This is a genomic window from uncultured Brachyspira sp., from assembly GCF_934747485.1.
In the GTDB taxonomy this organism is placed as follows: Bacteria; Spirochaetota; Brachyspiria; order Brachyspirales; family Brachyspiraceae; genus Brachyspira.
The window spans coordinates 13364-39896 of sequence record NZ_CAKVGN010000014.1 but is presented as its reverse complement, the minus strand read 5'-3'; the positions used below and the strand labels follow the sequence as shown (position 1 = coordinate 39896).

22 protein-coding genes, 1 tRNA gene and 2 pseudogenes are annotated in these 26533 nt (G+C 29.3%); 16 read left to right on the top strand and 9 right to left on the bottom strand.

What is annotated here, in order from left to right; all coding sequences use genetic code 11:
- Positions 1 to 11 precede the first annotated feature (11 nt).
- The 11 genes from Q0H31_RS04170 (at position 12) to Q0H31_RS04120 (ending at position 10517) form a co-directional block, all read left to right on the top strand.
- Positions 12 to 734, top strand: a complete 723-nt coding sequence (locus Q0H31_RS04170) for an AzlC family ABC transporter permease (RefSeq protein ID WP_295295991.1) — start codon at positions 12 to 14, stop codon at positions 732 to 734.
- The gene (locus Q0H31_RS04165) at positions 727 to 1056 is read left to right on the top strand and encodes a branched-chain amino acid transporter permease (protein WP_295295989.1); all 330 of its coding nucleotides are present in this window, start codon (positions 727 to 729) and stop codon (positions 1054 to 1056) included. The genes Q0H31_RS04170 and Q0H31_RS04165 overlap by 8 nt, the downstream gene beginning before the upstream one ends.
- 9 nt (positions 1057 to 1065) lie before the next feature.
- Positions 1066 to 1551 (top strand): CinA family protein, encoded by a 486-nt coding sequence (locus Q0H31_RS04160; RefSeq protein WP_295295988.1) that lies wholly within the window; start codon positions 1066 to 1068, stop codon positions 1549 to 1551.
- 216 nt (positions 1552 to 1767) lie between these two features.
- Complete coding sequence (gene fliF, locus Q0H31_RS04155; protein WP_295295986.1) at positions 1768 to 3465, top strand: flagellar basal-body MS-ring/collar protein FliF; 1698 nt, start codon at positions 1768 to 1770, stop codon at positions 3463 to 3465.
- A gap of 50 nt (positions 3466 to 3515) precedes the next feature.
- Positions 3516 to 4550, top strand: a complete 1035-nt coding sequence (gene fliG / locus Q0H31_RS04150) for a flagellar motor switch protein FliG (protein ID WP_295295985.1) — start codon at positions 3516 to 3518, stop codon at positions 4548 to 4550.
- 38 nt (positions 4551 to 4588) lie between these two features.
- Positions 4589 to 5488 carry a flagellar assembly protein FliH gene (gene fliH / locus Q0H31_RS04145; RefSeq protein ID WP_295295984.1) on the top strand — a complete coding sequence of 300 codons (900 nt, stop codon included), beginning with the start codon at positions 4589 to 4591 and terminating at the stop codon, positions 5486 to 5488.
- Positions 5489 to 5540: 52 nt separating this feature from the next.
- The gene (locus Q0H31_RS04140) at positions 5541 to 7010 is read left to right on the top strand and encodes a FliI/YscN family ATPase (RefSeq protein WP_295295982.1); all 1470 of its coding nucleotides are present in this window, start codon (positions 5541 to 5543) and stop codon (positions 7008 to 7010) included.
- Between the two features lie 17 nt (positions 7011 to 7027).
- On the top strand, positions 7028 to 7465 hold the full coding sequence (locus Q0H31_RS04135) for a flagellar export protein FliJ (RefSeq protein ID WP_295295980.1): 438 nt from the start codon (positions 7028 to 7030) through the stop codon (positions 7463 to 7465).
- Positions 7466 to 7485: 20 nt separating this feature from the next.
- Positions 7486 to 8196 (top strand): lytic transglycosylase domain-containing protein, encoded by a 711-nt coding sequence (locus tag Q0H31_RS04130; protein ID WP_295295979.1) that lies wholly within the window; start codon positions 7486 to 7488, stop codon positions 8194 to 8196.
- 58 nt (positions 8197 to 8254) lie between these two features.
- Positions 8255 to 8327 (top strand) — tRNA-Thr (locus Q0H31_RS04125).
- 87 nt (positions 8328 to 8414) lie between these two features.
- Positions 8415 to 10517 (top strand): 6-bladed beta-propeller, encoded by a 2103-nt coding sequence (locus Q0H31_RS04120; protein WP_295295977.1) that lies wholly within the window; start codon positions 8415 to 8417, stop codon positions 10515 to 10517.
- Between the two features lie 225 nt (positions 10518 to 10742).
- Here Q0H31_RS04120 and Q0H31_RS04115 read toward each other — a convergent pair whose 3' ends face one another.
- From Q0H31_RS04115 to Q0H31_RS04090, 6 genes and pseudogenes are all read right to left on the bottom strand, one after another.
- Positions 10743 to 11960: an N-6 DNA methylase gene (locus tag Q0H31_RS04115; RefSeq protein ID WP_295295976.1), complete on the bottom strand. Its 1218-nt coding sequence runs from the start codon at positions 11958 to 11960 to the stop codon at positions 10743 to 10745.
- Positions 11961 to 11977: 17 nt separating this feature from the next.
- Entirely contained in the window at positions 11978 to 12679 is a 702-nt protein-coding gene (locus tag Q0H31_RS04110; RefSeq protein WP_295295974.1) for a type II restriction endonuclease, read from the bottom strand.
- A 490-nt stretch (positions 12680 to 13169) separates the two neighbouring features.
- Complete coding sequence (locus tag Q0H31_RS04105; RefSeq protein WP_295295972.1) at positions 13170 to 14465, bottom strand: LptF/LptG family permease; 1296 nt, start codon at positions 14463 to 14465, stop codon at positions 13170 to 13172.
- Between the two features lie 9 nt (positions 14466 to 14474).
- Positions 14475 to 15038 carry a hypothetical protein gene (locus tag Q0H31_RS04100; RefSeq protein WP_295295970.1) on the bottom strand — a complete coding sequence of 188 codons (564 nt, stop codon included), beginning with the start codon at positions 15036 to 15038 and terminating at the stop codon, positions 14475 to 14477.
- Position 15039: 1 nt separating this feature from the next.
- The gene (gene sppA, locus Q0H31_RS04095; RefSeq protein ID WP_295295969.1) at positions 15040 to 16140 is read right to left on the bottom strand and encodes a signal peptide peptidase SppA; all 1101 of its coding nucleotides are present in this window, start codon (positions 16138 to 16140) and stop codon (positions 15040 to 15042) included.
- Positions 16023 to 17878 (bottom strand): annotated as a pseudogene (locus tag Q0H31_RS04090) (ribonuclease J). Before Q0H31_RS04090 ends, sppA begins: the two are co-directional and overlap by 118 nt.
- 303 nt (positions 17879 to 18181) lie before the next feature.
- Here Q0H31_RS04090 and Q0H31_RS04085 point away from each other — a divergent pair.
- The 4 genes and pseudogenes from Q0H31_RS04085 (at position 18182) to Q0H31_RS04070 (ending at position 20343) form a co-directional block, all read left to right on the top strand.
- Positions 18182 to 19012: an MBL fold metallo-hydrolase gene (locus tag Q0H31_RS04085; protein WP_295295965.1), complete on the top strand. Its 831-nt coding sequence runs from the start codon at positions 18182 to 18184 to the stop codon at positions 19010 to 19012.
- Between the two features lie 81 nt (positions 19013 to 19093).
- Positions 19094 to 19357: pseudogene (locus Q0H31_RS13215) on the top strand (MarR family winged helix-turn-helix transcriptional regulator); the annotation flags it as partial.
- 18 nt (positions 19358 to 19375) lie between these two features.
- Entirely contained in the window at positions 19376 to 19531 is a 156-nt protein-coding gene (locus Q0H31_RS04075) for a hypothetical protein (RefSeq protein WP_295295964.1), read from the top strand.
- 122 nt (positions 19532 to 19653) lie between these two features.
- The gene (locus Q0H31_RS04070) at positions 19654 to 20343 is read left to right on the top strand and encodes a flavodoxin family protein (RefSeq protein WP_295295962.1); all 690 of its coding nucleotides are present in this window, start codon (positions 19654 to 19656) and stop codon (positions 20341 to 20343) included.
- A gap of 33 nt (positions 20344 to 20376) precedes the next feature.
- On the opposite strand, the gene Q0H31_RS04065 is transcribed toward Q0H31_RS04070, so the two are convergent.
- Positions 20377 to 21234 (bottom strand): aldo/keto reductase, encoded by an 858-nt coding sequence (locus Q0H31_RS04065; protein WP_295295961.1) that lies wholly within the window; start codon positions 21232 to 21234, stop codon positions 20377 to 20379.
- A gap of 374 nt (positions 21235 to 21608) precedes the next feature.
- Here Q0H31_RS04065 and clpB point away from each other — a divergent pair, with 374 nt between their 5' ends.
- Positions 21609 to 24188, top strand: a complete 2580-nt coding sequence (gene clpB / locus Q0H31_RS04060; protein WP_295295959.1) for an ATP-dependent chaperone ClpB — start codon at positions 21609 to 21611, stop codon at positions 24186 to 24188.
- 70 nt (positions 24189 to 24258) lie between these two features.
- Here clpB and pdxA read toward each other — a convergent pair whose 3' ends face one another.
- Complete coding sequence (gene pdxA / locus Q0H31_RS04055; RefSeq protein ID WP_295295958.1) at positions 24259 to 25257, bottom strand: 4-hydroxythreonine-4-phosphate dehydrogenase PdxA; 999 nt, start codon at positions 25255 to 25257, stop codon at positions 24259 to 24261.
- A gap of 28 nt (positions 25258 to 25285) precedes the next feature.
- Positions 25286 to 26530, bottom strand: a complete 1245-nt coding sequence (locus Q0H31_RS04050) for a four-carbon acid sugar kinase family protein (RefSeq protein WP_295295956.1) — start codon at positions 26528 to 26530, stop codon at positions 25286 to 25288.
- Positions 26531 to 26533 lie beyond the last annotated feature (3 nt).

Below are 26533 nucleotides of genomic sequence, written 5' to 3'. Positions count from 1 at the left end.
AATTAATATATATGAGTATAAAAAAAGAAGAATTAATTGAATCGTTAAAATATGCTTTGCCTAAGACTATACCTGTTCTTATTGGATATTTATTTTTGGGTATGGCTTATGGTATATTGATGAAGGCGAAGGGGTTTAGCACTTTTCTTGCTATGTTTATGAGTATGGCAGCCTACTGCGGAAGTATGCAGTATGTTGCTATAAATTATTTGTTTTTAGCTCCTTTTAACCCTTTATATGCTTTTATATTAACATTAACAGTAAACTCAAGAATGTCTTTTTATGGCATATCGATGGTGAGTAAATACAAGGGCAGCGGTTTATTGAAGCCTTTTTTAATATTTTCTTTGAGTGATGAGACTTTTTCTATACTTTGCAGCGGTAATGTGCCTGAAAATGTAAACAGAAAGGCATTTTTATTTTTTGTTTCTTTTTTAAATTATATTTATTGGGCTTTGGGTACTTTGCTTGGATGTTTGATAGGTAATTTTGTTAGGTTTAATACTAAGGGACTTGATTTTGTTTTAACTGCTTTGTTTGTGGTTATATTTGTAGAGCAGTGGCTTGATAGTGATAATAATCATAAGGGGGCTATTATAGGGCTTATATGTTCTATACCTATTTTAATATTTAAAACTAATATATTTATAATATTTTCTATGGTTTTGATATTTATAGTTATAAGCATTAGTTATAATCTTGATAAATATAAAGAGAGGAAACTCAGTGAGTGATAGAGAAATTTTTATAACTGCATTAATGGTTGTTTTGGGTACTATTATTTTAAGGTCTTTGCCGTTTATAATAATAAGAAAGTCTATTGCTGAGAGAAGGTATATAAAATATTTGGGAGATGCAATGCCTTATGCTATGATAGCATTGCTTGTAATATATTGCATAAAAGACATAAATATAATAAAATTCCCATATGGTTTGCCTGAAATAATATCTATTGTTTTAATAGCTATTTTTCAAATTTTTAAGAGAAATGTGCTTATTAGTATAGGTTTAGGCACTGTTATATATATGTTTTTGGTGCAAGTTATTTTTGTTTAGGATAATATTATGAATAGATTAAAAGAAAAATCTAAAAATGTAGTTAATCTTCTTATTGAAAAGAAATTAAAAATTACCTCTTGTGAATCTTGTACAGGCGGGCTATTTGCTTCATCTATAACATCTGTAAGCGGTTCATCGGAGTGCTTTGAAGGCTCTTTTGTAACGTACTCTAATAGAATAAAAAATAAAATTACAGGTGTAAAAGAAGAAACTTTGTCAAAATATGGTGCTGTTAGCGAAGAGTGCGTATTAGAAATGGCAGAAAACAGCAGAAAAATGATGGATAGTGATATATCAATAGCAATAAGCGGCATAGCAGGTCCAAATGGAGGCAGTGAAGAGAAGCCTGTCGGATTAGTATTTGTGTGTATATCAGCAGAAAACTATATAAAAGCTTATAAAAATATATTCTACGGCGATAGAGACAATATTAGAGAGTTAAGCGTACTATTTGCTTTAGATTTGGTTGAAAATTATATACAAAATCTTTAATTTATAAAAATTATAAAAAGTGATACTAAAACCTTTAAAAAGCGAAAAAAGTAATATAAAGGGTTAAAAATATTATGTTTACTTATTGACAAAAATAATTATGTAAACTAATATATAAAAGATATAAAAAATTTGGAAATAAACATAATTTTTTTATAAAGTAAACATAACTATAACCGATACAATATAAAGAGAACTTTTTAAGGTGGTATTCTAATGGATTTTGTGAATAAATTAATTGGGCAAGTAAAAAATATTTTCGCAAAAACTACAAAACTACAGAAAGCTATATTCATAGGGGTATTAGTAGTTGCTTTGGGAGCAATAGTAGCTACAGTATTTTTTACTTCGAGAAGAGCAGGCACATTATTATTTCAAAATGCACTAACACAAGAAGATGCAAGAAACGTTATAGCTGTTTTGGATGCAAATAATATAAAATATCAATATAGAAATGGATTTATTACATTAAACAATGAAGCTGATAAAGCCAAAGCAGAATTAGAATTAGTAAAAGAAGGTAGAATGCCAATGGGAGTAGACGGCTGGGAATTATTTGATGCTCCTCGTATTGGTATAACAGATGCAGAATTGGATATTAATAAAAGAAGGTCACTAACAAAAGCAATAACACAGTTATTAACTAAATTAGATTTTGTACAAGAAGCTACAGTTGATTTAGCATTTCCTAAGAAAGAATATTTAACAGATGTAGATTCACCTGTTACAGCATCAGTAGTAATCAAAGCACAGCCTTTTAAAGAAGAGGTTTTAAGAGACCCAAAAACAGTTAGAGGCTTGCAGCAATTAATAGCTATGGGTGTTGATAAACTAAAACCAGAGTTTGTAACAATTACAGACAGTACAGGTTATGTATTAACTGATTTTACAGATGAGGCAGCAAATTTAAAATTAAAAGTAGCTCAAGAAGAGTTAAAGATAGTTGACAGAGAGAGAAAAAAGATAGAAAATAAAATAAGACAAACATTAGGAAGAATATATACAAACAGAGTAGAAACTACAATAGCATTAGAGCTTATATGGGACGACATTAGTATAACAAATAATTTAGTGCTTCCTATAATACTTAAAGAAGACGACCCAACAACACCTTATGATGACAGTCAATTTACAAACAAAGTTCAAGTATCAACTCGTACAGTAACAGAAGATTGGAAAGGTCAGCAATTTATACCTCAAGGTGCAGCTGGTGCAGAGGAGAATGTTCCTCCTGGATATAAAGATAAAACAGACAGATGGCAGACATATACAAAAACAGATAGTCAGGATAACTATGAGTTAAGCAAAAGATATGAGGCTATAAAGAAAGGAAGCTATCAGATAGGTAAAATATCTGCAGCTGTTGCTTTAGACGGAAGATGGACAAAGGTTTATGATGCTAATGGTAATGCTATTATTACTAACGGCACTAGTTATTTAAGAGAGTATCACCCAGTAACTGCTGATGAGATAAAAAATGTTACATCATTAGTACAGGCAGCTATAGGATATGATTTAAAGAGAGGAGACCAAGTTAGCGTAACACATATTCAGTTTGACCATTGGGATAGATTTAATGCAGAAGATGCTAAATTATTAAGAAACAATTTTATAAAGAGAGTTCTTATAATTTCTATGATAGGATTATTAGCATTGTTTATATTAGTGCTTATAATCAGATCTATACAGAAAGAGCTTGCAAGAAGACGTAGACTTAGAGAAGAAGAGCTTGAACGCAAACAAATGGAAATGCGCAGACAGGCTATGATGAATGCCAATGAAGAGCCTATGAGTGAGATTAATTTAGAGGATGCGGCTCGTAAGAAGCTTATGGAAGAGGTTATAAGAGTAAGCCATGAGAGACCTGAGGATGTTGCTCAGTTGCTACGTACTTGGATGGCAGACGATAAATAAATAAGTTAATAAAAAAATATTGAGTTATAAATTTTAATAGGAGTTTAAGTATGGCTGCGGCTAATAATGAAAAAGAAAAAAAACAACGCGTATTAAGCGGACGTCAGAAAGTTGCTATATTTTTAGTTTCTTTGGGAATGGAAGCTTCTAGTGAGATATTCAAGCATTTACGCGAAGAGGAAATAGAGCAAATCACATTTGATATTGCGAGACTTGAGAATATTGAATCTGCCGATAAAGATGCTGTATTTAGAGAATTCCAAGAGATGATGATAGCTCAAGACTTTATAACTCAAGGCGGTATAGATTATGCAAGAGACTTGCTTGAAAGATCTGTTGGAAGCCAGAAGGCAAGCGATATAATCAATAGGTTAACATCTTCATTACAGGTTAGACCTTTTGATTTTATACGCCGTACAGACCCAGCTCACTTGCTTAACTTTATACAAGGTGAACACCCTCAAACTATAGCACTTATTTTGGCATATTTGGAAGCTCCAAAGGCAGCAAGCATATTAGGAGCATTGCCTTCAGAAATACAGCCTGATGTTGCTAAGAGAATTGCTACAATGGACAGAACTTCCCCAGAGGTTTTAAGAGAGGTTGAAAGGGTACTTGAGAGAAAACTTTCTACACTTGCTAGTGAAGACTTTACTTCTGCGGGCGGTATAGATTCTATAGTTGAAATTATTAACAGTGTTGATAGGTCTACAGAGAAAAGTATTATCGAGAGTTTGGAAGAAGACGACCCAGAACTTGCAGAAGAAATCAAGAAACGTATGTTTGTATTCGAGGATATTGTTTTACTTGATGACAGAGCTATACAGAAAGTTTTGCGTGAAGTTGATTCTAGTGATTTGGCTAAGGCACTTAAGAGTGTTGATTCTGATGCTCAAGATAAGGTTTATAGAAATATGTCTAAACGTGCTGCTGCATTGCTTAAAGAGGATATGGACTTTATGGGACCTGTTCGTCTTAAAGATGTTGAAGAAGCTCAGCAGAAAATTGTTAATATCATTCGTAAGCTTGAAGAGCAAGGTGATATCGTTGTTGCTCGTGCTGGTGAAGATGAAATGGTTGTTTGATGTGTATTTATTTTGATTATTAATTAGGAGTTTAAATTATGCCAGAAAAGGTTTTTAAGGCTAAAAGTATTGTTGAACTTACTCAAAAAGTTAATATAGCTGTACCGCATCATAAGCTTCAGGAGGAGATAGATTTTGAAGAGCAGGAAGAATATCATGGTCCTTCTATAGAAGAGATTGAGGCAGAGATTGCTGGACTTAGAGCTCAGTGGGAAGAAGATTTAAAAGATATGAGAAGAAAGGCTGCTGATGAGGCTCAGAGAATTATAGAAGATGCTAAAAATCAGGCTTTTGAAATTTTTAAAGCTAAGCAAAATGAAGTGCATATTATGTCTGAACAGGCTAAAGTAGATGCTTCAAGAATCATACAAGATGCTAATGCTGAAAAAGAGAGAATACAAAGCGAGTCTGAATCTATAAAAGATGCTGCATACAAAGAAGGATATGCTAAAGGCTATGATGAGGGGTTTGAAAAATCTTTTGCTGACGGCAATAATGATTTAATTAAGCTCAATGAAAAATTAAAAAAGATATTAGCTGAAACTATTAATAAAAGAAATGAAATAATAGATACAGCAGAAGCTCAGCTTATAGAGGTTGCTATACTCATTGCTAAGAGAGTAGTAAAAATGCTTACAGAAAAAGATAAGGGTATAGTTATAAGAAATATTCAAGAGGCATTAAGAAGAATTAAAGGAAGAACTAAAATCACTATAAGAGTAAATATTGATGATTTAGAGATTTCTGCAAGGCACAAAGATGAGTTTTATCAGATGCTTGACAAGATTGAGGGGGTTACAGTATTAGAAGACCCTAATGTTGATGTGGGCGGCTGTATGATAGAAACAGACTTTGGCGACATTGATGCAAGAATTAACACTCAATTAAATGAAATAGAGACTGCTATAAAAGAAGTAGAGCCTATAAAAGGATTTTAATTAAAAACTATTAAAAAACTACTATATAATAAAAAAATAAAAAGGTTTATTTATGTTTGAAGGCGGCAGATTTGAAACTGATAGAGAGCATTCTTTTAGAGAAATACATGACTCTTTTGATAAATATAGAAAGGTTGTTGATGATGTTGCAATGCTCAAGTTTTGCGGCAAGGTAAAAGAGGTTATAGGTTCGCTTGTTGTGAGTGAAGGACCTTTTGCAAAGCTTGGGGATATTTGCCGTATATATAAAAATGATGATACGTATATAGATGCTGAAGTGATAGGGTTTAGAAATCAAGATGTTTTGCTTTCTACTTACGGAAGTGTAAATGGTATTACTTTTGGAAATATGGTTTATTCTTCTGATAAGCCTTTATCTATAATTTGTTCTGATAAAATTTTAGGTACTGTATTAAACGGTATGGGTAAGCCTTTAAGCGGGGGCGGTCATAAGTTTTATGAAACTCCTATACCTATAAATCATACTTCTGTAAATCCATTAAATAGACCAAGAATTAAAAAGAATATACAAACAGGCGTGCGTGCAATAGATGGGCTTCTTACGGTTGGTAAGGGGCAGCGTATGGCTATAATGAGCGGTACGGGTGTTGGTAAGTCTACACTTTTATCTATGATAGCAAGAAACACTAATGCTGATGTTAATGTTATTGCATTAATTGGTGAGAGAAGAAGAGAGGTATTAGATTTTATAGAGAGAGACCTTGGAGAAGAGGGCTTAAAAAGAAGCGTAGTTGTTGTTGCTACAAGTGATGATGCTCCGCTTTTGAGGGTGCGTGCTGCATATACTGCTACCACAATAGCCGAATATTTTAGAGATAAAGGCAAAGATGTTATGTTTATGGTGGACTCTGTAACTCGTTTTGCCTTGGCTCAAAGAGAGATAGGTCTTTCAAGAGGTGAGCCTCCTACTACAAGAGGATATACTCCGAGTGTTTTTTCAGAATTGGCACAATTATTAGAGAGAACCGGTACTTCTTCAAAAGGCACAATTACAGCTTTTTACAATGTATTGGTTGAAGGTGATGATTTGGATGAGCCTATTACTGATGCTGTGAGAGGTATATTAGACGGGCACATTGTTTTATCGAGAGATTTAGCTAATAGAGGGCATTTTCCTGCTATTGATATAAACAAAAGCATATCGAGAATTATGAATGAAGTAGTTTCTAATATGCATAAAAAAGCTGCTAGAGAGTTTCTAAAAATGAGTGCTGATTATAATGAAGTTAAAGAGCTTATTATGATAGGCGGTTATGCTAAGGGAAGTATGCCTGAAGTTGATAAGGCTATAGAATATAAGCCTATGATGGATAGATATTTACAGCAGGATATGTATGAGCTTTCTACTTTTGCAGACAGTAAAGAAAATCTGCTTTCTATGTTCTATTCTAAAAATGAAATAGAAGAGGATTTGCTTAATAATGGCGATGTAAAAAGTGCAAATGACTATAAAGAAATTTCCGATAATGTTAAACAGGAAGAGAGTGTTGTAATATTATAATTGAGTGTTAGAAGATTATGAAGAGATTTGATTTTAAACTTGAGCCTTTATATAAGCTTAGAAAAAATATAGAAAAAAAAAAACAGGCTGAAGTTGCGGAAGTTTCTGCGTTATACAATAAAGAGAGAGAGGGTAAAGATAATTGCATTTTAAAAATAAATGATGGAATAAAAATAGTAGATTCTATTGAAGACAGCAGCGAGATGATTAATATGAGTATTTATTTTGGGGAATATATGCTTGCTCTAAACTCTCAAATAGCAATACATGATAGAAAAATGTCTGAAATAGGAATTGAGCTTAGAAGAAGGCAGGATATTTTACAAGAGGCTACTAAACAAAGAAGGGCTGTTGAAATATTGAAAGAGAAAAAAATGTTGGAATATAAAAAGTTAATGAATAAGGAAGAGCAGTCTAAATTAGATGAATGGAAAAATGACTATTATGTCAATTAAAATAATTTAAGGATTTTTTTATGATAGAGTCAGTACAAAGAATACATGTTAGAATAGGGGAGATTCAAGAGAGATTTAATCAATTAGGTTTTGCTCCGCTTAATACAACTCCTCCTACAAAGCCTTTTTCTGAACATTTAAATGAAGCTATGGCAGAAAACTCTGTAAAAAATAATAGTCAATTAGATAAATTAAATAAAACTGATGATGTTGTTGCTGCAGCAGAAACAAGCAATAAAAAAATTAATAATAGTGAAGCATTTAACGGTAAAATTTCTTTTGGCGTGTATGATGATGCTACTAACAATTTTGCTAAAGCTTTAAATGCTTACAAAAAAGCATCTTTCCCATCAACTTATGATGATATAATTAAGGAAGCTGCTAATAAATATTCTGTGCCTGAAGATTTAATCAAAGCGGTTATAAAACAAGAATCAAATTATATGCCTAATGCTGTTAGCCACAAGGGTGCTATTGGTTTAATGCAGATAATGCCTTCTACAGGAGTTGGTCTTGGTGTAACCGATAAAGAGATGCTTAAAGACCCTTATACTAATATAATGGCTGGTACTAAGTATTTATCACAGATGCTAAATAGATATGACGGCAGATTAGATTTATCTTTATCTGCGTATAATGCTGGGCCTTCTTTGGTAGATAAGTTACAAAGAATACCTAATATAGATGAAACTAAAAATTATGTTAAAAATATTATAGGCTATATAAAGTAAACATATTATTTTTGCTTGACTTTTTTAGTCTGTAATTTTATAATAAAAATGAAAAATTGCCCACTTAGCTCAGCAGGTAGAGCATCACCATGGTAAGGTGAGGGTCATCGGTTCAATCCCGATAGTGGGCTTTGTTATCATTATTATTATATATATTTTTATTTTGAATTATTTTTAATTAAATTTAAAACCATAAAATAAACTAAAAAAGAGGATTTATGAGAGTAAAACTTCTAGCGTTTATGGTTATTTTTTTTGTAACTGTATCGCTTTCATACCCCTTAGACAAAACCCCATATTATGTAAACACAGATAGCTATGACTCCTATAGAGAACTAATTAGAGGTGTACACTACTATAATCAAGAACGTTATGACGCAGCAATAGCAAGCTTTAGAACCTCTCTTAATACAAATCCAATGGATAAGTTTATTAGATATTGGTATAGCAGGGCTTTGTATAAGGCTGGATATATGAATCTTGCTATTAATGAATGGATGAATATTACAAGAATGGGATATCAAGACCCTATAATACTCTCTAAAATCAATAAATATTATACTGCAAATGTTGCTGAAGAGACTAAAGATACTTTAAGCAATTTTATTTATCTTAAAAGCTTTTCTACAAATGCTAATTTCTTAAAAAACATTAATCAGCCTATTCAGATAGAAATGCTTGAAGATGGTACTTTGTATGTATTAGATTATAGTGATTCTTCATTAAAGCAATTTGATGTAAACGGGAATTTAATAAAAAAAATATCAAACGGTAAAAGATTAGAAGAGCAGCAAAACAGTTGGTGGAGAAAGGCTATACAGTTTGTAACAAGAGTTTATCCTTATGAGAAATTAGAAAATCCAAGAGGTTTTACTATTGATAATGACGGATATATATACATAGCAAACACTAAAAGAGATAAAATATTTAAATATGACAATAATGGAAATTATATTACAAATATAGGAAACACTGGTATAAGCAATGGTCAGCTTCTTGGTCCTTCATCTTTATATGCTGATAATGGAGGAAGGATATATGTATCTGATACGGGAAATAATAGAATTGTGGTGTTTGATGTTAATGGTAATTATTTAGATAGTTTTGGAAAGATGGGGGAGAATGAGGGAGAGTTCTTTTCGCCTGCAGGTATAGTGGTTGATAATAATTATATTTATGTGGCTGATATGGGTAATAAGAGAGTTCAAAGATTTGATTTAAATGGCAATTATATTTCTACTATTAAGCATGAATTATTTAATGAGCCTAGGGGACTCTCATTTGCTTCTGACGGAAATTTATTTATAGCTGATGGAAGCAAGGTTTATTATTATGATATAAATAATAATATTTTTACTTTGTTTAATAATTCTGAGAGATATACTGCTACTCCTACTTCTGTAACAGAGGATGCCAATAAGACAATTTATCTTACAGATTTTTTATCTGGAAAAATAGATGTTTATACAAGAAAAGAAGAATATTATGCTAATTTAGATGTATTTGTTGATAGACAGTATTTAAATAAATATCCTGTTGTTGTAACTTCTGTAACTGTGCGTGACAGACTTACTAATCCTATTATTGGTCTTACTGCTGAGAACTTTGAGGTTATAGAGAATGATAATTTATATAAAAAAGTTGGAATGTATGATGCTCCTGAACTTCATGAGTATAGATTTATATTTTTAATTGAAGATAGTGCTGCTGCTAAACCTTATGAAAATAGAATAAAAGAAGAGATTAGCAATTTTACTTTGAGTTTAACTAATAATGATGAAGTAATGGTTATACATTATAATGATGAAGTTTATAAATCTGATGGATATTCTGCTGCCAATTTAAGAATATTAGAAAATGCTAATAATTTTAGATTTGAAGGAGGAATATCAGCTTTAGATAATGCTTACTATGAGGCTATAAGACTTTCTGCAAATAGTTTTAAGAAGACTGCTATTATTAACTTCTCAGTAAGCGACCCTGATGATACTGTATTTTCTATGATGGATTTTACAGACCTTTATAATTATGCAAAAAATAATGCTGTTTCATTGAATCAGGTTTATATTGGAGTTAATAAAACAAACTATTTCTATGATTTAATGACTAAGTCTACTTATGGTTATACTATAAATGCTGATAATTCTATTAATTATGCGAATGAGCTTATGAATATAAAAAATATTAACTTTGGAAGATATTTTATTTATTTCAATAGTTTTAAGAATAATTTAGAAAAAGGTCAGTATAGATCATTGAAAATTAGAGTTAATTATAGAGATATGTCTGGAGAAGAGGAATCTGGATTTATATTGCCTTAAAAAATTATTGTAGAAATATTATTAAAATATAATATTGGTATATACTAAAATTTAAAGCTAAATTTTTAGTGTGGCTAAACAACCGTATCTTGTTATTTTTATAAATATATTGTCAACTTTTTTGTCGCTTAAAAAAGTTGCAAAAAACGCAAGTTAAGAAAGTAATACTAATTATATTTTACATACTAAATATTAAACTAAAAACAATATAAATATTTAATAAAATTACTTTTTAACTTTTATAGGAAGGAGTCTCTCTAATTCTGTTTTAGAGATTTGAGTATTTCCTGTTATAAGACTTAATGCTTTTATATTGTTTTCATCATTTAAAGCATCATAAATATATTCTAATGTGTAGTTTTTATCATAATTTTTTAATGGATATATAACATTAACATGATTCTCGCATACAAACTCTTTTTCTTTTACTATTGCTGATTTTATATTAATACTTTTATTAGAGCCTGTTATTCTATTAACTGCTATAACTTTTTTTCTTATTATTAAATCCTCTGAAATATTTTTTATATATTGAAACTCTCTTTTATTTGGTATGATAATTTTTCCGTCTACTATGTTAGATGAATATATTAAAGGTATGGCATTATTTTTATCATTGGTTAGCTTGTCTTTATTGAAATTCCATGCTATGCTTCCTGTTTTTACACAGTATCCTATTTCTCTTAAACTAATAGTATCTTTATATGCTTTATTTAAAAATAATTTATCTTCTGTAAATATTGTAATGCCGTTTTTTTCAAATATATATTTTTTGTTTTTTTTTGTGTCAGTTTTTTTTAATATCAAAAGCATTACTTTCTGATTTGCCATATAAAACTTATCAGAGCCTTCTATTATATGCAAATATTCTATGCTGCTATTGTTTATTATATATTCTCTCAGCTTAGAAAAGAATGCTCCATTATTCATTGAAGGGGGAATAACATAAGCTAAATATCCTCCCTCGCTAAGAAGTTCTAATCCTATTTTGATAAATAATGAAAATATATTAACTCTGCCATTTATAATATCTTTAAATCTTGTTTTTTGCTCTTTATCTAACTTAAACTCAAAATATGGAGGATTTCCTATAACATAATCATATTTAATAGAATCCTCAATATTTAATTTTAAAGTATCAACACATTTTATATCAGCATTTTTTATAACTTTCTTAGATATATTGATTAACTCAGCATCAATATCAAATCCATAGAGTTTTGGATTATTAAAGTATTCATTGCAAGATAAAAGAAACTCTCCGCTTCCGCAGGCTGGGTCTAATATTTTTACATTATCTTTTTTTGATGATATATCTATTAATTTTTTTAAAAGTAAATCTCTTATGCTTTTAGGCGTAAAATATTGACCTAAATTTTTTCTTTTTTCTATATCAGTATTTTTTAAATAATCTATGCTTTCTTTTGTATACTCTTTTTGCATTATACTTTATATCTCTCTTATAAACTCTCACAAAACTCTATAACATTTTCTTCGCATTTTATTCTATCTTTATGAGAAAAATAATCTATATTAGCTTCTTTATTTATATTTTTATTTTGTTCATAAGCAATTCTAATATAAACATCAAATCCTCTATCGAATTTATAATTCGTATTATTTAATTTATTTCTCATTTCTTTTCTAAACTCTTCTTCCAATCTTTTAGCATTACTTTCAAAAAAACCTATAAGCTCTATTCTCTCTTCCATGCTAAGTACATCTCTTCCTAAAAAAAATGTAACATCAGAAAGTTTATAAGAACCAAATATATAAATAGCATTAGCCTTTGGTAAATTACTGTTCCACATAGGTTTTGAAGATTTACCGCTGCTGTATTTTATCTCTATAGGTATAATTTTTTTACTTGCAAATATTAAAAAATCTGGAAACTCCTGACTTCCATAAGGCTGGCATACAAAACAGTGTTCCATACTTCTATCTTCCAATGCATAAGTATTATCAATCAATGAATCACTTTTTTTATCTAAAATATTTTTCTTAATAGAAGAGAGTATATTGTCAATATCTTCTTTCGCTCTTCTATTAAAGCCATAACGTTTTAATGAAGTTTCAAATCTGTCTTCAAATTCATTTCCTTTTTTACTTTTAAGCCATTCTTTTTTATTATTTATTATATCTATAAATATATCCTTAAGCATTGTAATAATATATTTTAAAAAAATAATATTGTCAATAGAGTTATTTCAAAAGCATTTAATAAGATTATCTCTAAGATAAGTATAAATAAATATTTATGTTGTTTTTAATTTAATATTTGGTATGTAAAATATAATTAGTATTATTTTATATAATTTCTTAGATATAAAATTTAAATACTTGTGTTTTTTGCAACTTTTTGCCACGGGAAAAAGTTGAATAAAATAAATATGTTAATGTAAAGAAATTATTTGTTTAAATTAATATATTTGCAGGGCTTTGCCCCGCACCCCAGTTCTTTTACGACCGAAGGAAGTGCCTGCGGTATTGGTATAAAAGAACCTTATATCCTTCGGATACGCTTCGCGAAGAACTGCATTTTTATGTAATATAGATACAAACATATATCATTATTTAATATATATTTATAATCAGTAAAATTAAAACAATATAAATATTTATTAATTTGATTTTGCTATAACTATAATAATTTTATTTTCCTTTACTAAAGAATGAACGTATCATAAGAAAAGCCCCTATAGCAGCTAACACTATATTAGGGAACCACATAGCAACAAAGCCCGGTACTTTTCTATTTCCTGCTATAATTTCTGCTACAGTGATGAGAATATAATATATTACTACAACTATTACAGAAAGCCCAAATCCAAATCCTCTTCCGCTTCTTTTGCCTACTATACCCAAAGGAGCTCCAATAAAAACCATAAACAAACATGCAGCCGGTATTGATATGAATTTATGAAACTCTACATAATAAAAATATGGTACAGCTTCTTTTTTGGTTGTTTCTATTAATTTATTTAATTCTGCTGAGTTCGTTGTAACATATGTATTTGAAAAAGATGAAAAAGATACATTATTATTTGTTAGTATTATATTTGTTGTGCCGTCTATATTGGTTATAAATGAATTAGAATATGCCATAATTATCATGTTGCTTATTTGATTGGTTACTGTTTGAAGTGAATTGGACATTGTATCATTTATTTTTTTTCTTATTTGCCAAGCAGGAATTTCTCTAAGGCCTCTTTCATGGTCATTCAATTTACTTACATTTCTAACTATATTAATATCCATAGCATCAAATGCAGTAAAATCGTTGCTTACAAAACCATATACAGGCATCTCTTGAACTATTCCATCATATAAAGTTAAAGTTATAACTTTAGAATTAGCCTCATTATTTTTCCATTTACCGTTTTTAGCAGTAATAATTCTTCTGGCTTGAGAGTTACCATCATAAATGACAACATTAGACATACCATTATTATCGCTATAATATGCCCCAATTGATAGATTAATATCAGATATGTAAGCAAACTCCAATTTTCCAACTGCAATAGAAGGTCTTATATTAATTATATAAGAAAATAAAGCCCTATATCTATAATTTGATTCAGTCATAACAACATTGTTGAAAAACAAAGAAAATAAGAAAGTGAAAAATCCAAGTATTATAATAGGGGCATATATTCTCATATGAGAAAATCCTAAAGCACGCATTACTATGATTTCATTATCAGAAGAAAGCCTTCCATATCCCATGATTCCAGCCATTAGTATTGACATTGGTATAGTAATTGCTACGTTGAATGGAAGCATATAAACAAATATTTCTAAAGAAGTAGATATAGGAGCACCATTATTTAATATAAGTTTAAATAATTCCGGCAAAAGCTGTATTACAAATATAAACGTAAAAAAAAGTACGCCTGCTATAAAAGGACCTATAGCCTCTAATATAATATATTTCTTTATTTTTTTCATAACAATAAATTATAAACTATTTATAAAAACTCCAAATATTAATATAATCAAAGATATATATGTTAAATAATCTATTATAATGGGAGAAAGTAAAATCATAAAAGCTTTTGAGGAGCTATTTATATTAAAAGAGGTCTTTATATTATGATATGATAGGAAAAAATAATATATTTGAAATATTATAAAACTAATAGCCTGTATAAAAAATAAGGCACCGTTTTTTATAAAAATTAAACTTATTGGCAAAATAAAAATAAATATGCCATATATTGCAAAATAATTTTTTATAAATTTTTTAATATAGTCTTTATTATATACATCTAATAGGTTAGTAGTTAAATTAATAACAGCTATTTTTATTATGTTGGATATTGCAATGTATGCTGATATTCCAAAAACAAGTATTAATAATTTAAATATAGAGCCTCTGCTTCCAATAGCTATTAGAACTGATATTGATATGCTAATAGCCGCCATTAAAAATATTATTAAAGCATATTCAAACTTTACTTCTTTTTTTATAGCCTCTTTAGGAGATAACATGTAATAATATATAGCTTCATATATTTTCATTTCACTCTCCAATATAATTAGGAATATAAATATACATAGGAACCCCTATATATTTAGTATTTATTAATTCCTCATAAGGTATTAAAGCTTGAGGTTTATAAACAAAAGGCATACTCGATAATATTAGATTTATAAAGTTTTTGTTTTCTGGTTTTTGTATAATATAAGGCTCTTCATCTGTTATATCAGCCATTTCAGCAGCATCTTTTATAGCATCTTGAAGTGTGCCGATATTGTCTATTAGGCCTACTTCTAAAGCTCTCTTACCGCTGAATACTTTTCCGTCAAACAAATCTTCTCTGTTGCCTTTAATTTTATCTCCTCTTGCAGTTTCTACCACATTAGTAAATTGAGCAACAAACTCATAAGTCATATCCTGCCAATAAGCAAGCTCATCTTCTCTTGGTTCTCTAAACGGAGATAATGAATCTTTATTTCTTCCGCTCTTTATTGTATACATTTTTATTCCATATTTATCTATTAAATTAGATACATTAACAAACTGAGATATTACTCCTATACTTCCAGTGAGTGTTGATTCGTTGGCATATATTTTATCAGCTATCATAGCAATATAATATCCACCGCTTGCTGCCATACTTCTAAATGAAGCTACTATTGGTTTTGGATATTTTTTCTTTAAGTCTTGCAAATATTTTAAAGCCTCCTCGCAAGAAGTTAAAGCTCCTCCCGGGCTGTCTATTTGTAATACTATTGCTTTTACATTATCATCTTTCATATAATATTCAAAGTCATCGATTAATTTTTCTGTTACAGATTTTTCTTCTATTCCAAGCGAGTTCTTTCTTGCTACGTGCGATATTACTCCTACTAAATCTATAATTGCAATACCTTCTTTATTTTGTATAGAATTAATATTTGTTGTTGTTCCTTTTATGATAACAGAAGAGATTGTATTTTTAGGTTTAGTAAATATAGAAACAATACCTATAACTATAGAAACAATTATTAACAGAGAAAATATTATAAATCTTTTGTTTTCTTTATTTTCTTTGATTTCAGTTTTTTTGAGACTGTTTGTATATTCCTTAGTTTCTTCTTGTGCAGTGTTTTCTTGCTCTTGGTTGTTTTGTTCGTACATGTTTCCTCCGTATTTGTATATTTTCTTCTAACTCTACATAAATATTGTCTATATAAAGCGATACAAATATAACAGGCTCTCTTCCTATTATCTGTATAAACTTTTTTCTTAACGCCTCACGCACTTCATATTTTATGGTTGAAGGTGTTCTTTTATTTCTGTTTAATAATTTTCTTACAGCTTCTGTTGCAGCATTCTTACCTTCTTTAATAAGCTCTTCATTTTTGCTTATTATAGAAGATTTTTCTGCTCCATTGTATGTAAAACCTTTGCTTTCTATGTCTATATTTATATCATAGTTTCCTGTTTTATTTTTTTTAGCAACTACATTAGCAACCACAACTCCGTTTAATGATAATTGCTCTCTGTCAAAGAATATACTATCTTCTAAATCTCCAACACCCTTACCATCAACATAAATATTTCTTATCTCTATAGGCTCAGCAGTCTTTGCCTCTAAAGAGCTATCTATTTCAAGTACATCGCCGTTATAAAGTAAAAACCCCTTAGAATTAAGTCCATTAAGCTCTTCTACTAATTTTATATGGCTGATTAAATGTCTCTTCTCACCATGTATAGGTATAAAATATTTTGGTTTTACTAATCTATACATGAGCTTTAAATCTTCACTCGAAGCATGTCCCGATACATGAAGAAGTTTTTTATCTTCTCCCACCATTTTAGCCCCAAGGTCGTAAAGATTATTAATCATTCTTGTAACAGACATCTCATTTCCCGGTATAACACTTGAAGAAAATATTACCATATCTCCGTCTTCTACTTTTATATGCTTATGAGCTTCAGCGGCTATTAGTGAAAGAGAAGAATAAGGTTCTCCTTGCGTGCCTGTAGTTATGCATACAATTTTTTCTCTTGGATATCTGTTTAATCTGTCTATAGGTATCACTATATCATATAGATTTAAATATCCCATCTCTTGTGCTATTTTTGTATATTTAAGTAAACTTCTTCCAGAGAAAGCCACATATTTATTGTTAATCTTAGCAGCAGTTACCAAATCTTGTATTCTCTCTATACTGCTTGCAAAAACAGCAACAATTATCATACCGTCCTCATAAGCAAATAGGGGAGTCATAGTGTTTTGCACTAAGCTTTCACTCATAGAAAAACCATTCTTATGACAGTTCGTAGAATCTGCTAAGAGAAGCAATACCCCCTTTTCTCCATATTCTGCAAACTTATAAAGGTCTATAAATTTATCAGTAGTAGGATTCAAATCAATTTTAAAATCTCCAGTATGTATTATGACACCAAGAGGAGTAGTGATGGCAACACCAACCCCATCAGGTATGCTATGATTAACTCTTATAAACTCTATATCAAAGTTTCTTCCTATTTCAATTTTATTTCTTGGCTCTAATTCATAAATCTTTACGTCTTTATATTCATTTTTGTAATCATTCAATTTTGCTCTTAAAAAAGCAGCTGTTAATCTTGAACCATAAATTTGTATATTTGGAAATTTTCTTAAGAAATGAGGTATAGCCCCTATATGGTCTTCATGTCCATGAGTTAATACTAATCCAACTATGTTTTTATCTTCCAAATATGAAGTGTCAGGTATAACGTAATCTATGCCAAGCATATGATATTTAGGAAACATAAATCCGCAATCAATAATTAATACTTCATCTCCATATTCTATAACTGTCATATTCATACCTATTTCTTGTACGCCGCCTAAAGGTATGATTCTTATCTTATCATTATTGTTCATCTATTTACTACTTTTAGTATATTATTTTTAATTTTTTTATTTTAACTGTAAAGAAATATTAAGTCAAGATTACAAATTATTATTTATTTAGTAAAAGAATATGTATTTTTTAAAAAAGTAATTATTTTGTTTGTTTATAACTATAAATTGCAAAAATTATTTTTAATAGATTGTTTTCAAAGTAATATATTTTTTTAATAATGCTGATTTTTTTGTATAAAAACTATTAAAAAAATAATAATTTATATTGACAATAATACGTATACGTAGTAATATTAATTAGCTTATTTTAAGGAGGTAAAAGTGCTTGATTCGTTTAATAAAGTCTTTTTCATTTTTTTTATTTCTGTTTATTTAGTATTTGGTGCTGAAAAAACACCAATGGATTATCTAAACGACAATACTCCTTTAAAACCTACAAAAGTATTTGATAATGTATACTGCATAGGAACAGTGAGTGTTGTTGCTTGGGTAATTAATACTTCTGACGGGCTTATTTTAATAGATTCTATGTGGGACGAGAGAGATGCTAAACTTATAGAAGATGGGATAAAAGGATTTGGATTAGACCCTAAAAACTTAAAATATATATTGATTAGTCATGGTCATGGGGATCATTACGGCGGAGCTAATTATTTAAGAAACAAATATGGAGCTAAAACTGTACTTACAAAAACAGATACAGATTTAATGTACAATTTAAATACAGGTGCTAATTCTCCTCGCTCTCCTAAAACTAAAGTAGATATTTATGCTAAAAATAAAGATGTAATAAAGCTTGGTGATGTAAGTGTAACTATATTAGAAACACCGGGGCATACTGCAGGATGCAGCTCTTATATATTTCCTGTAAAGTATAAAGGTAAAGAATATACTGCTGTGTTATGGGGCGGAACAGGACTTCCTAAAGATAAAGAATTGGTGAAAAAATATAAACAGTCAGCAGAATACTTCAAAAAAGAAGCTCTTGCAAGAAACGCTGCTGTTTCATTAACTGCTCATCTTTTTGCTGATAACGGTTATGCTAATTTAGAAAAAGTGGCAAATCTTAAAGAAGGGGAGCAAAATCCTTTTATTATGAATAAAGAAAATATGGAAAAATATCTTAATTCATTGATAGAAAGAGCCAAATAAAATTAGAGAATTCTCAAAATACCTTAACAAAAATCAAAATATATGCTATCATAATGTAAACTATTATGGTAGCGTTTTTTTATATTTAAGGAGACTATTATTATTAATAATATAGGATATGATGTTTGCTATACTGCAAGAAAAATATATCAATACATAGGCAGACAAATAAATGATTTTGATATCACCCCAGAACAATTAATAGTAATCAAAGAGCTATCTAAAAAAGAAGGCATATCTCAAAAAGAACTTTCGGTAAAACTTGATAAAGATCAAAATACAGTTAAAGCTATAATAGATAAATTAGAAAAAAAATCTTTAATAAAAAGACAAGAAAACAAAACCGATAAAAGAGCTTTTTCATTGTTTCTTACAGATAAAGCAAAAAAAGAACTTCCTATAATGGAAAACTATGAAAATGAAGTTTTAAATAATATAATAAAAAATATTGATTCAAAAGATGCTGATAAGTTTGTAAAAATATTAGAGCTTATTAGAAAGAATATATCAGAAATATAAAATTCTTATTTAGAAGATTTTAAAAAAGATAAAATAGTTTAATCAAAATAAAAATGCTTTACAATTTAATTTCTATTGATTATAATATTAAAAAAGCAATTATTTATTAAGAGATATAACAAATGAAAATAACAGTTATACATGGTCAAAATCATAAAGGTTCTACTTACAATGCTGCTAAAATGCTTTATGATAAATTAGATGCTGATGTTACAGAGTTTTTTCTTCCAAGAGATTTTAATTCTTTTTGTGTAGGGTGTAATAATTGTTTTAAAAAGTCAGAGAAACTATGCCCGCATTATGAAGCATTAAGCCCTATCACTTCAGCTATTGATAATGCTGATATAATAATATTTGCAAGCCCAGTGTATGTATATCATGTAACAGCTGCTATGAAGACATTATTAGACCATTATGGTTATAGATGGATGATACATAGACCAGAAGAAAGTATGTTTAGAAAACAAGTTGTGTGTATTTCTACTGCAGCAGGAGGCGGAATGAAAGAGACAACTAAAGACATAGCCGACAGCACATTTTTTTGGGGAGTTGCTAAAACATATAAAATTGGTTTTGCTGTGAGAGAAGTAACTTGGAATGATGTAAACGAAGATATAAAAGAAAAAATTAGAAAACAAATATATTCTTTAGCTAATAAAATAAAAAAAGATTATGGCAATATAAAGCTTTCTATAAAAAACAAAATGCTTTTTTATTTGATGAGAAAACTGCATCAAAAAAAGAAAATCACAGAAAATGATTATAACTATTGGAAAGAAAAAGGCTGGCTTAAAGATAAACGCCCATGGTAAAATGGTAAAATAAATTTTGTAAATACTAAAAACTTAAAAATCTATCTTGTCTGGGTGAAGTCCTGAACCTCCAAAATATTCTATATTGTTTATAGTATTCACATCTTCATCGCTTATATTAAAATCAAAAACTTCAGCATTTTCTTTTATTCTTGATGGAGTAATTGATTTTGGAAGTGGAAGTGCATTATTTTGTAAACACCATCTTATGCAAAGCTCTGCAACAGATTTTTTATATTTACCAGCAATTTCTTTTAATAAAGCATTATCAAGCATTTTACCAGTGCCAAGCGGACTCCAAGCTTCAATTAGTATATTATTATCTCGGCAATATTTAACTGTTTCTTCTTGCATAAAACCAACATGAAACTCTATTTGATTTACCATAGGTTTAATTTCTGTTTGCATTAAAGATTTTAAATGATGAGGCATGAAATTAGAAACGCCTATTGATTTTATTTTTCCTTTTTTATAAAGCTCAGTCATGGCTTTCCAAGTCTCTAAATTAATATTGTCCCAATCTTTAAATTGATTTTCTGATGCAGGCCAATGTATTAAATAAAGGTCAAGATAATCAAGTTCCAAATCATTAAGAGTTTTTTCAAATGCTTTTAATGTTGTATTATATCCTCTCTCTTTATTCCAAACTTTGCTTGTAATAAATAATTCTTTTCTCTCTATACCGCTTTCTTTTATAGCCTTTCCTACACTTTTTTCATTTTTATAGATAGCAGCTGTATCAATATGTTTATAGCCTAACTTTATAGCCTCTTTTACAGAGTTTACAGCAGTATCTCCGTCTGGTGTCTGCCAAGTACCAAAACCTATACAAGGAATTTTATAACCATTGCTTAACACAAAAGAATCGTTTAAAGAAGAGAAATTGTTCATTATAATACACCTTTTAATTATTTAGTTATTTAATTGTTTTATTATATAAAATATAATATGAAAGTCAAGAAGCATATATTTTTATATAATAGTTTGTATAATTATAATACATTCTGTCTATTATTAGTATAATATTAATACATATAGGCTTTATAAGATGTATATAATTACACATAATTTAGAAATTGAGTTAAGAAAAACAGTTAAATATGATATTTTAATATAGTAAATTAAGGTATAAGCTGCATATATATGGCACGTTTCTTGCATATATATAAGCGTACAGCAATTAAATGCTGAAACAAAATTATTTAATTAAAATAATTAATTTATAAAGGAGTTAGGCGGTTTAAGAGCCGTCAATTAATTAGAATATGGATTATAATAAATATACAATAAAAGCTCAAGAGGCAGTAAATGAAGCTGCTAATATAGCTAATGGTGAAGACCATAACGAAATAAAAAGCGAGCATTTACTTCTTGCATTATTAAAACAAGAGGACGGACTTATTCAGCCATTAGTTGAAAGAATAGGCGTTCCTATAAACACATTAATAGATAAAACTCAAAGATTAGTTGATGAAAATGTAAAGGTTACAGGTGAAAATGTGCAGTTACATCTCTCTACTAATGCTGGTAAAGTTTTAGCAAAAGCAGAAAAAGAAGCGAGTGCTTTGAAAGACCAATATGTATCTACAGAGCATATATTCTTAGCACTTGTAGAAGCTGACAATAAAGCAGGCGACATGCTTAGAAAAAGCGGAATAAGCAAAAAAGAAGTTTTAACTGCATTAAAAGCATTAAGAAACGGACAAAGCGTTAATAGCCAAGACCCAGAAGCAAAAATGCAGGCACTTGATAAATATTGCCGTGATTTAACAGCATTAGCAGAAGCAGAAAAAATTGACCCTGTTATAGGACGTGATGAAGAAATAAGACGTGTTATGCAAGTTTTATCAAGAAGAACAAAAAACAACCCTGTGCTTATAGGTGAGCCGGGAGTTGGTAAGACAGCTATTGTTGAAGGACTTGCAAGAAGAATAGTTTCTCAAGATGTACCTGAGGGGCTTAAAGATAAAAGGCTATTAGCTTTGGATTTAGGAGCATTAGTAGCTGGTGCAAAATTCAGAGGAGAGTTTGAAGAGAGATTAAAAGCTGTTATTACAGAGATAGAAAAATCTGAAGGCAACATTATATTATTTATAGATGAGCTTCATACACTTGTAGGAGCCGGTGCTACAGAAGGAGCAATGGACGCTTCTAACCTTTTAAAACCTGCATTAGCAAGAGGAGAATTAAGAGCAATAGGTGCAACTACTTTAGATGAATACAGAAAATATATTGAAAAAGACAAAGCACTTGAGAGAAGATTCCAACAGGTTTATTGTAAAGAGCCTAGTGTTGAAGATACTATTTCAATATTAAGAGGTTTAAAAGATAAATACGAAGTTCATCATGGTGTGAGAATAAAAGACGATGCATTAGTTGCTGCTGCTGTTTTATCTAACAGATATATAACTAATAGATTTTTGCCGGATAAAGCTATTGATTTGGTAGATGAAGCTGCAAGCCAATTAAAAATAGAGATAGACAGTCAGCCTACTGAACTTGATAAAATTGAAAGAAAGATTTTACAGCTTAATATAGAAAAACAAGCTCTTTCAAAAGAAAATGATGCCGCTTCCAAAGAGAGATTAGAAAAACTTGAAAAAGAATTATCCGAACTTTCTGAAGAACGCAACACTATGAAACTTCAATGGGATAATGAAAAAGGAAGAATTGAAGAGAGCAGAAAATTAAAAGAAGAACTTGAAGCTTTAAATATAAAAGAGACTCAATATACAAGAGAAGGTAATTTAGCAAAAGCTGCTGAAATAAAATATGGTAAAATACCAGAATTACAGAAAAAATTAGAAGAAGCAACTAAAGCTATGGAAGAAGCTAAAAACTCTGATAAGAAAAGACTTTTAAGAGAAGAGATTTCTGAAGATGATATAGCAAGAGTAATATCTGTGTGGACTGGAATACCTGTAAGTAAAATGCTTACAAGCGAAAAACAAAAATATTTACAGCTTGAAGAAGTTCTGCATAAAAGAGTTGTAGGACAAGATGAGGCTATTACTTCAGTTGCTGATGCCATAAGAAGAAACAGAGCAGGACTTTCTGATGAAAACAAACCGCTTGGAAGTTTCTTATTTATAGGACCTACTGGAGTTGGTAAAACAGAGCTTGCTAAGACACTTGCCGATTTCTTGTTTAGCGATGAAAAAGCTTTAACAAGAATAGATATGAGTGAGTATATGGAGAAGTTTTCTGTTAGTAGACTTATAGGAGCTCCTCCGGGATATGTGGGTTATGATGAAGGCGGACAATTAACTGAAGCAGTGAGAAGAAGACCTTATTCTGTTATATTATTTGACGAGATAGAAAAAGCTCACCCTGATGTATTTAATGTTTTACTTCAGGTATTAGATGACGGAAGGCTTACTGACGGACAAGGTAGAATAGTAGATTTCAAAAATGCTATTATCATAATGACAAGTAATTTAGGCTCTGATTTAATTCTTGAAGCTAATGATACTAATGATATCAAAGAAAAGATTCAAGAGCTATTAAAGATGTCATTTAGACCAGAGTTCTTAAACAGAATAGATGAGATAATAACATTTACAAGACTTGACAAAAAATATATTGCTGAGATAGTAAGAAATCAAATAGCAAGAGTTGCTAACAGACTTAAAGACAGAAGAATAACTTTAGATGTAAGCAATGAGGCTATAGACTATATTGCTGATATTGGTTATGATCCTCAGTTTGGAGCAAGACCATTAAAAAGAGCTATACAGAATTATATAGAAAATCCATTAGCTAAAGAAATGTTAGCAGGAAAATATTTAGAAGGAGATACTATAAAAGTTGTAAAAGAGGGTGACGGTTTGGTTTTTGAAAAATAATTTTGATATTTAATAAAAAAGGACTACTAATATTTTAGTAGTCCTTTTTTATTGGATTTTATTTTTTCAGTTATTGCTTATTACTATTTTGTAAAATATTAGCCATTTCTATAGCATTTATCATACTAGTATGATCTGCTATACGTTTTTTAACAATATTAAAAGCTGTTCCATGATCAACAGAAGTTCTAATAAATGGAAGTCCCGCTGTAACATTAACCCCGCTTTCTAACCCAAGCATTTTTATAGCAATATGACCTTGATCATGATACATAGCAACTACAATATCAAATTCTCCTTTACTAGCTCTTAAAAACACAGTATCTGGCGGTTCTGGACCTATAACATTAATGCCTTCGTCTCTAAGTTCATTTAAAACTGGTATTATGATTTCAATTTCCTCCCGTCCAAAAAGTCCATTTTCACCAGCATGAGGATTAAGGCCAGCAACAGCTATCTTTGGATTGTTTATACCAAGAAGTTTTAGAAAATCATTTGCTATATGAACAACATCTCTAATTCTATCTTTAGATAAATTTTGTATCATATTCAATAGACTTGTATGAGTAGTTACATGTATAACTTTCAAAGTAGGGCTGCATAAAACCATTGCATATTTAGAAATATTAGACATATGTGCTAAAATTTCTGTATGTCCTGGGAATTTAATATCAGCTAATGCTAAAGCCTCTTTATTAAGAGGAGCGGTAACTATACTTTTTATCTTTTTATCTAACGCCAATTTTATAGCAAATTCAAGATATTTAAAAGATGCCATACCGCATTCTTTCTGTACTTTTCCTAATTCTATATCCGGTAATTGACTATAAGAATCTATAATAGGAATTGTATTATCCTCATAAGAATATTCATCAATAGTTTTTAATTCCTTTATCTTTATTTTATCTTCTAGTTTCATATCCTTAGCTGTATATTGTAAAATCTTTTTGCTTCCTGATACTAATAGCTTCATATTCTTTACTTTAGTATCTAAAAAAGATTTTATTATAATTTCAGGACCAACTCCAGCCGGATCTCCCATTGTGATTACTATAATAGAATCATTCATACTGATTTTTCTCCTTTTTCGTAATTATCTATTTATTATAAAACTCAATCACTTTTAAATATAAATTTTCATCACCAAAAGCACCAGCTTTAGTGGCTATTTGTGTAAACGGATATAAACCATCACTAATAACTCCGTATGGTATACCTTCATCTATTTCTCCAAATAAATATACATTATTTGCTTCAAATTCTTTTATTATATGAATAGCTGTATTTCCTCCGCTTATAAATAATGCTTTTATTTTAATATATTCAAATATAAACTTTATTATTTTAGCTGTCAATGATGATATATATTCTGTAATATGATCATTTTTTATTGAATTTTTTTCTGCATAAAAATCATTTTCTTCTCTGTCTTTATCTGTTGTAGTAATAGAAACTATAATATGTTTTTTTGATTTTACAAGTTTATCAATCTGTATTTTTAAATCATTTTTTAACGCTTCTAAATTATTAGAGAAAAATAACTCTTTATCTATATTTAATAATTCAGCATTCTTCTCTCTAATTTTATTTAATTGTTTTATAGATATTTTAGAAAGAGAGCCAGATACAAAACACATAGGTACAAAGTTACTAATGCTGCTTAACAAAGCATTTGCCAAACCTGCACATCCAGTTATTATTATTTTATCTAAATAATCTTTTAATATATTTGATATTGCAAGTAAATCTTCATTCTTTTCACTATCACATATATATATTATCTTTTCATTATTATTTATACTATTAATAATATCCTTTTCAAACACCCCATTAGATATATCACTAATGCTAACTAATTTTGTATTATAATTTGTTTGTTCTTTTAGTATCTTCTCTATATGAGGTGTTTTTATAGGATTTATTGGGTCTTTGGCGAAATCTGTTTTATCAAGCTCAACTCCATTAACATAACTAATACCATTTATTATAGTTCTATTCATATTTGGAAAAGCATTCGCAATAACACAGATATTATAATTTAAGTTATTTAATAGCGTTTCTATTTCTATACCTATATTTCCTCTAAATGTGGAATCTATTTTTTTATATACAAACTTTGGCTTAATATTTAAATTATGAGAAAGAATATTTATATATTCTTGTGCTTTATTTTTATCTATTAATCTAGTTTCTGTATTTATTACAATAATATTTGTATTAATATGTTTTATTTCCAAATTACTTGTAACAGATGTACTATATCCCGCTTTAGCAAATTGAACTCCAGTATCATTTGCCCCAGTGAAATCATCTGCTATTACAACTATTTTATTGTTTCCCATAAA

Bases quoted from the DNA above. Each gene is read 5' to 3' on its own strand.
- Q0H31_RS04105 (WP_295295972.1), bottom strand. From the start codon at position 14,465: ATGAAAAAAATAAAGAAATATATTATATTAGAGGCTATAGGTCCTTTT.
- Q0H31_RS04115 (WP_295295976.1), bottom strand. From the start codon at position 11,960: ATGCAAAAAGAGTATACAAAAGAAAGCATAGATTATTTAAAAAATACT.
- pdxA (WP_295295958.1), bottom strand. From the start codon at position 25,257: ATGAATGATTCTATTATAGTAATCACAATGGGAGATCCGGCTGGAGTT.
- Q0H31_RS04100 (WP_295295970.1), bottom strand. From the start codon at position 15,038: ATGAAAATATATGAAGCTATATATTATTACATGTTATCTCCTAAAGAG.
- Q0H31_RS04110 (WP_295295974.1), bottom strand. From the start codon at position 12,679: ATGCTTAAGGATATATTTATAGATATAATAAATAATAAAAAAGAATGG.
- Q0H31_RS04135 (WP_295295980.1), top strand. From the start codon at position 7,028: ATGAAGAGATTTGATTTTAAACTTGAGCCTTTATATAAGCTTAGAAAA.
- fliH (WP_295295984.1), top strand. From the start codon at position 4,589: ATGCCAGAAAAGGTTTTTAAGGCTAAAAGTATTGTTGAACTTACTCAA.
- Q0H31_RS04050 (WP_295295956.1), bottom strand. From the start codon at position 26,530: ATGGGAAACAATAAAATAGTTGTAATAGCAGATGATTTCACTGGGGCA.
- clpB (WP_295295959.1), top strand. From the start codon at position 21,609: ATGGATTATAATAAATATACAATAAAAGCTCAAGAGGCAGTAAATGAA.
- Q0H31_RS04130 (WP_295295979.1), top strand. From the start codon at position 7,486: ATGATAGAGTCAGTACAAAGAATACATGTTAGAATAGGGGAGATTCAA.
- Q0H31_RS04140 (WP_295295982.1), top strand. From the start codon at position 5,541: ATGTTTGAAGGCGGCAGATTTGAAACTGATAGAGAGCATTCTTTTAGA.
- Q0H31_RS04070 (WP_295295962.1), top strand. From the start codon at position 19,654: ATGAAAATAACAGTTATACATGGTCAAAATCATAAAGGTTCTACTTAC.
- Q0H31_RS04065 (WP_295295961.1), bottom strand. From the start codon at position 21,234: ATGAACAATTTCTCTTCTTTAAACGATTCTTTTGTGTTAAGCAATGGT.
- Q0H31_RS04170 (WP_295295991.1), top strand. From the start codon at position 12: ATGAGTATAAAAAAAGAAGAATTAATTGAATCGTTAAAATATGCTTTG.
- Q0H31_RS04120 (WP_295295977.1), top strand. From the start codon at position 8,415: ATGAGAGTAAAACTTCTAGCGTTTATGGTTATTTTTTTTGTAACTGTA.
- fliF (WP_295295986.1), top strand. From the start codon at position 1,768: ATGGATTTTGTGAATAAATTAATTGGGCAAGTAAAAAATATTTTCGCA.
- Q0H31_RS04160 (WP_295295988.1), top strand. From the start codon at position 1,066: ATGAATAGATTAAAAGAAAAATCTAAAAATGTAGTTAATCTTCTTATT.
- fliG (WP_295295985.1), top strand. From the start codon at position 3,516: ATGGCTGCGGCTAATAATGAAAAAGAAAAAAAACAACGCGTATTAAGC.
- sppA (WP_295295969.1), bottom strand. From the start codon at position 16,140: ATGTACGAACAAAACAACCAAGAGCAAGAAAACACTGCACAAGAAGAA.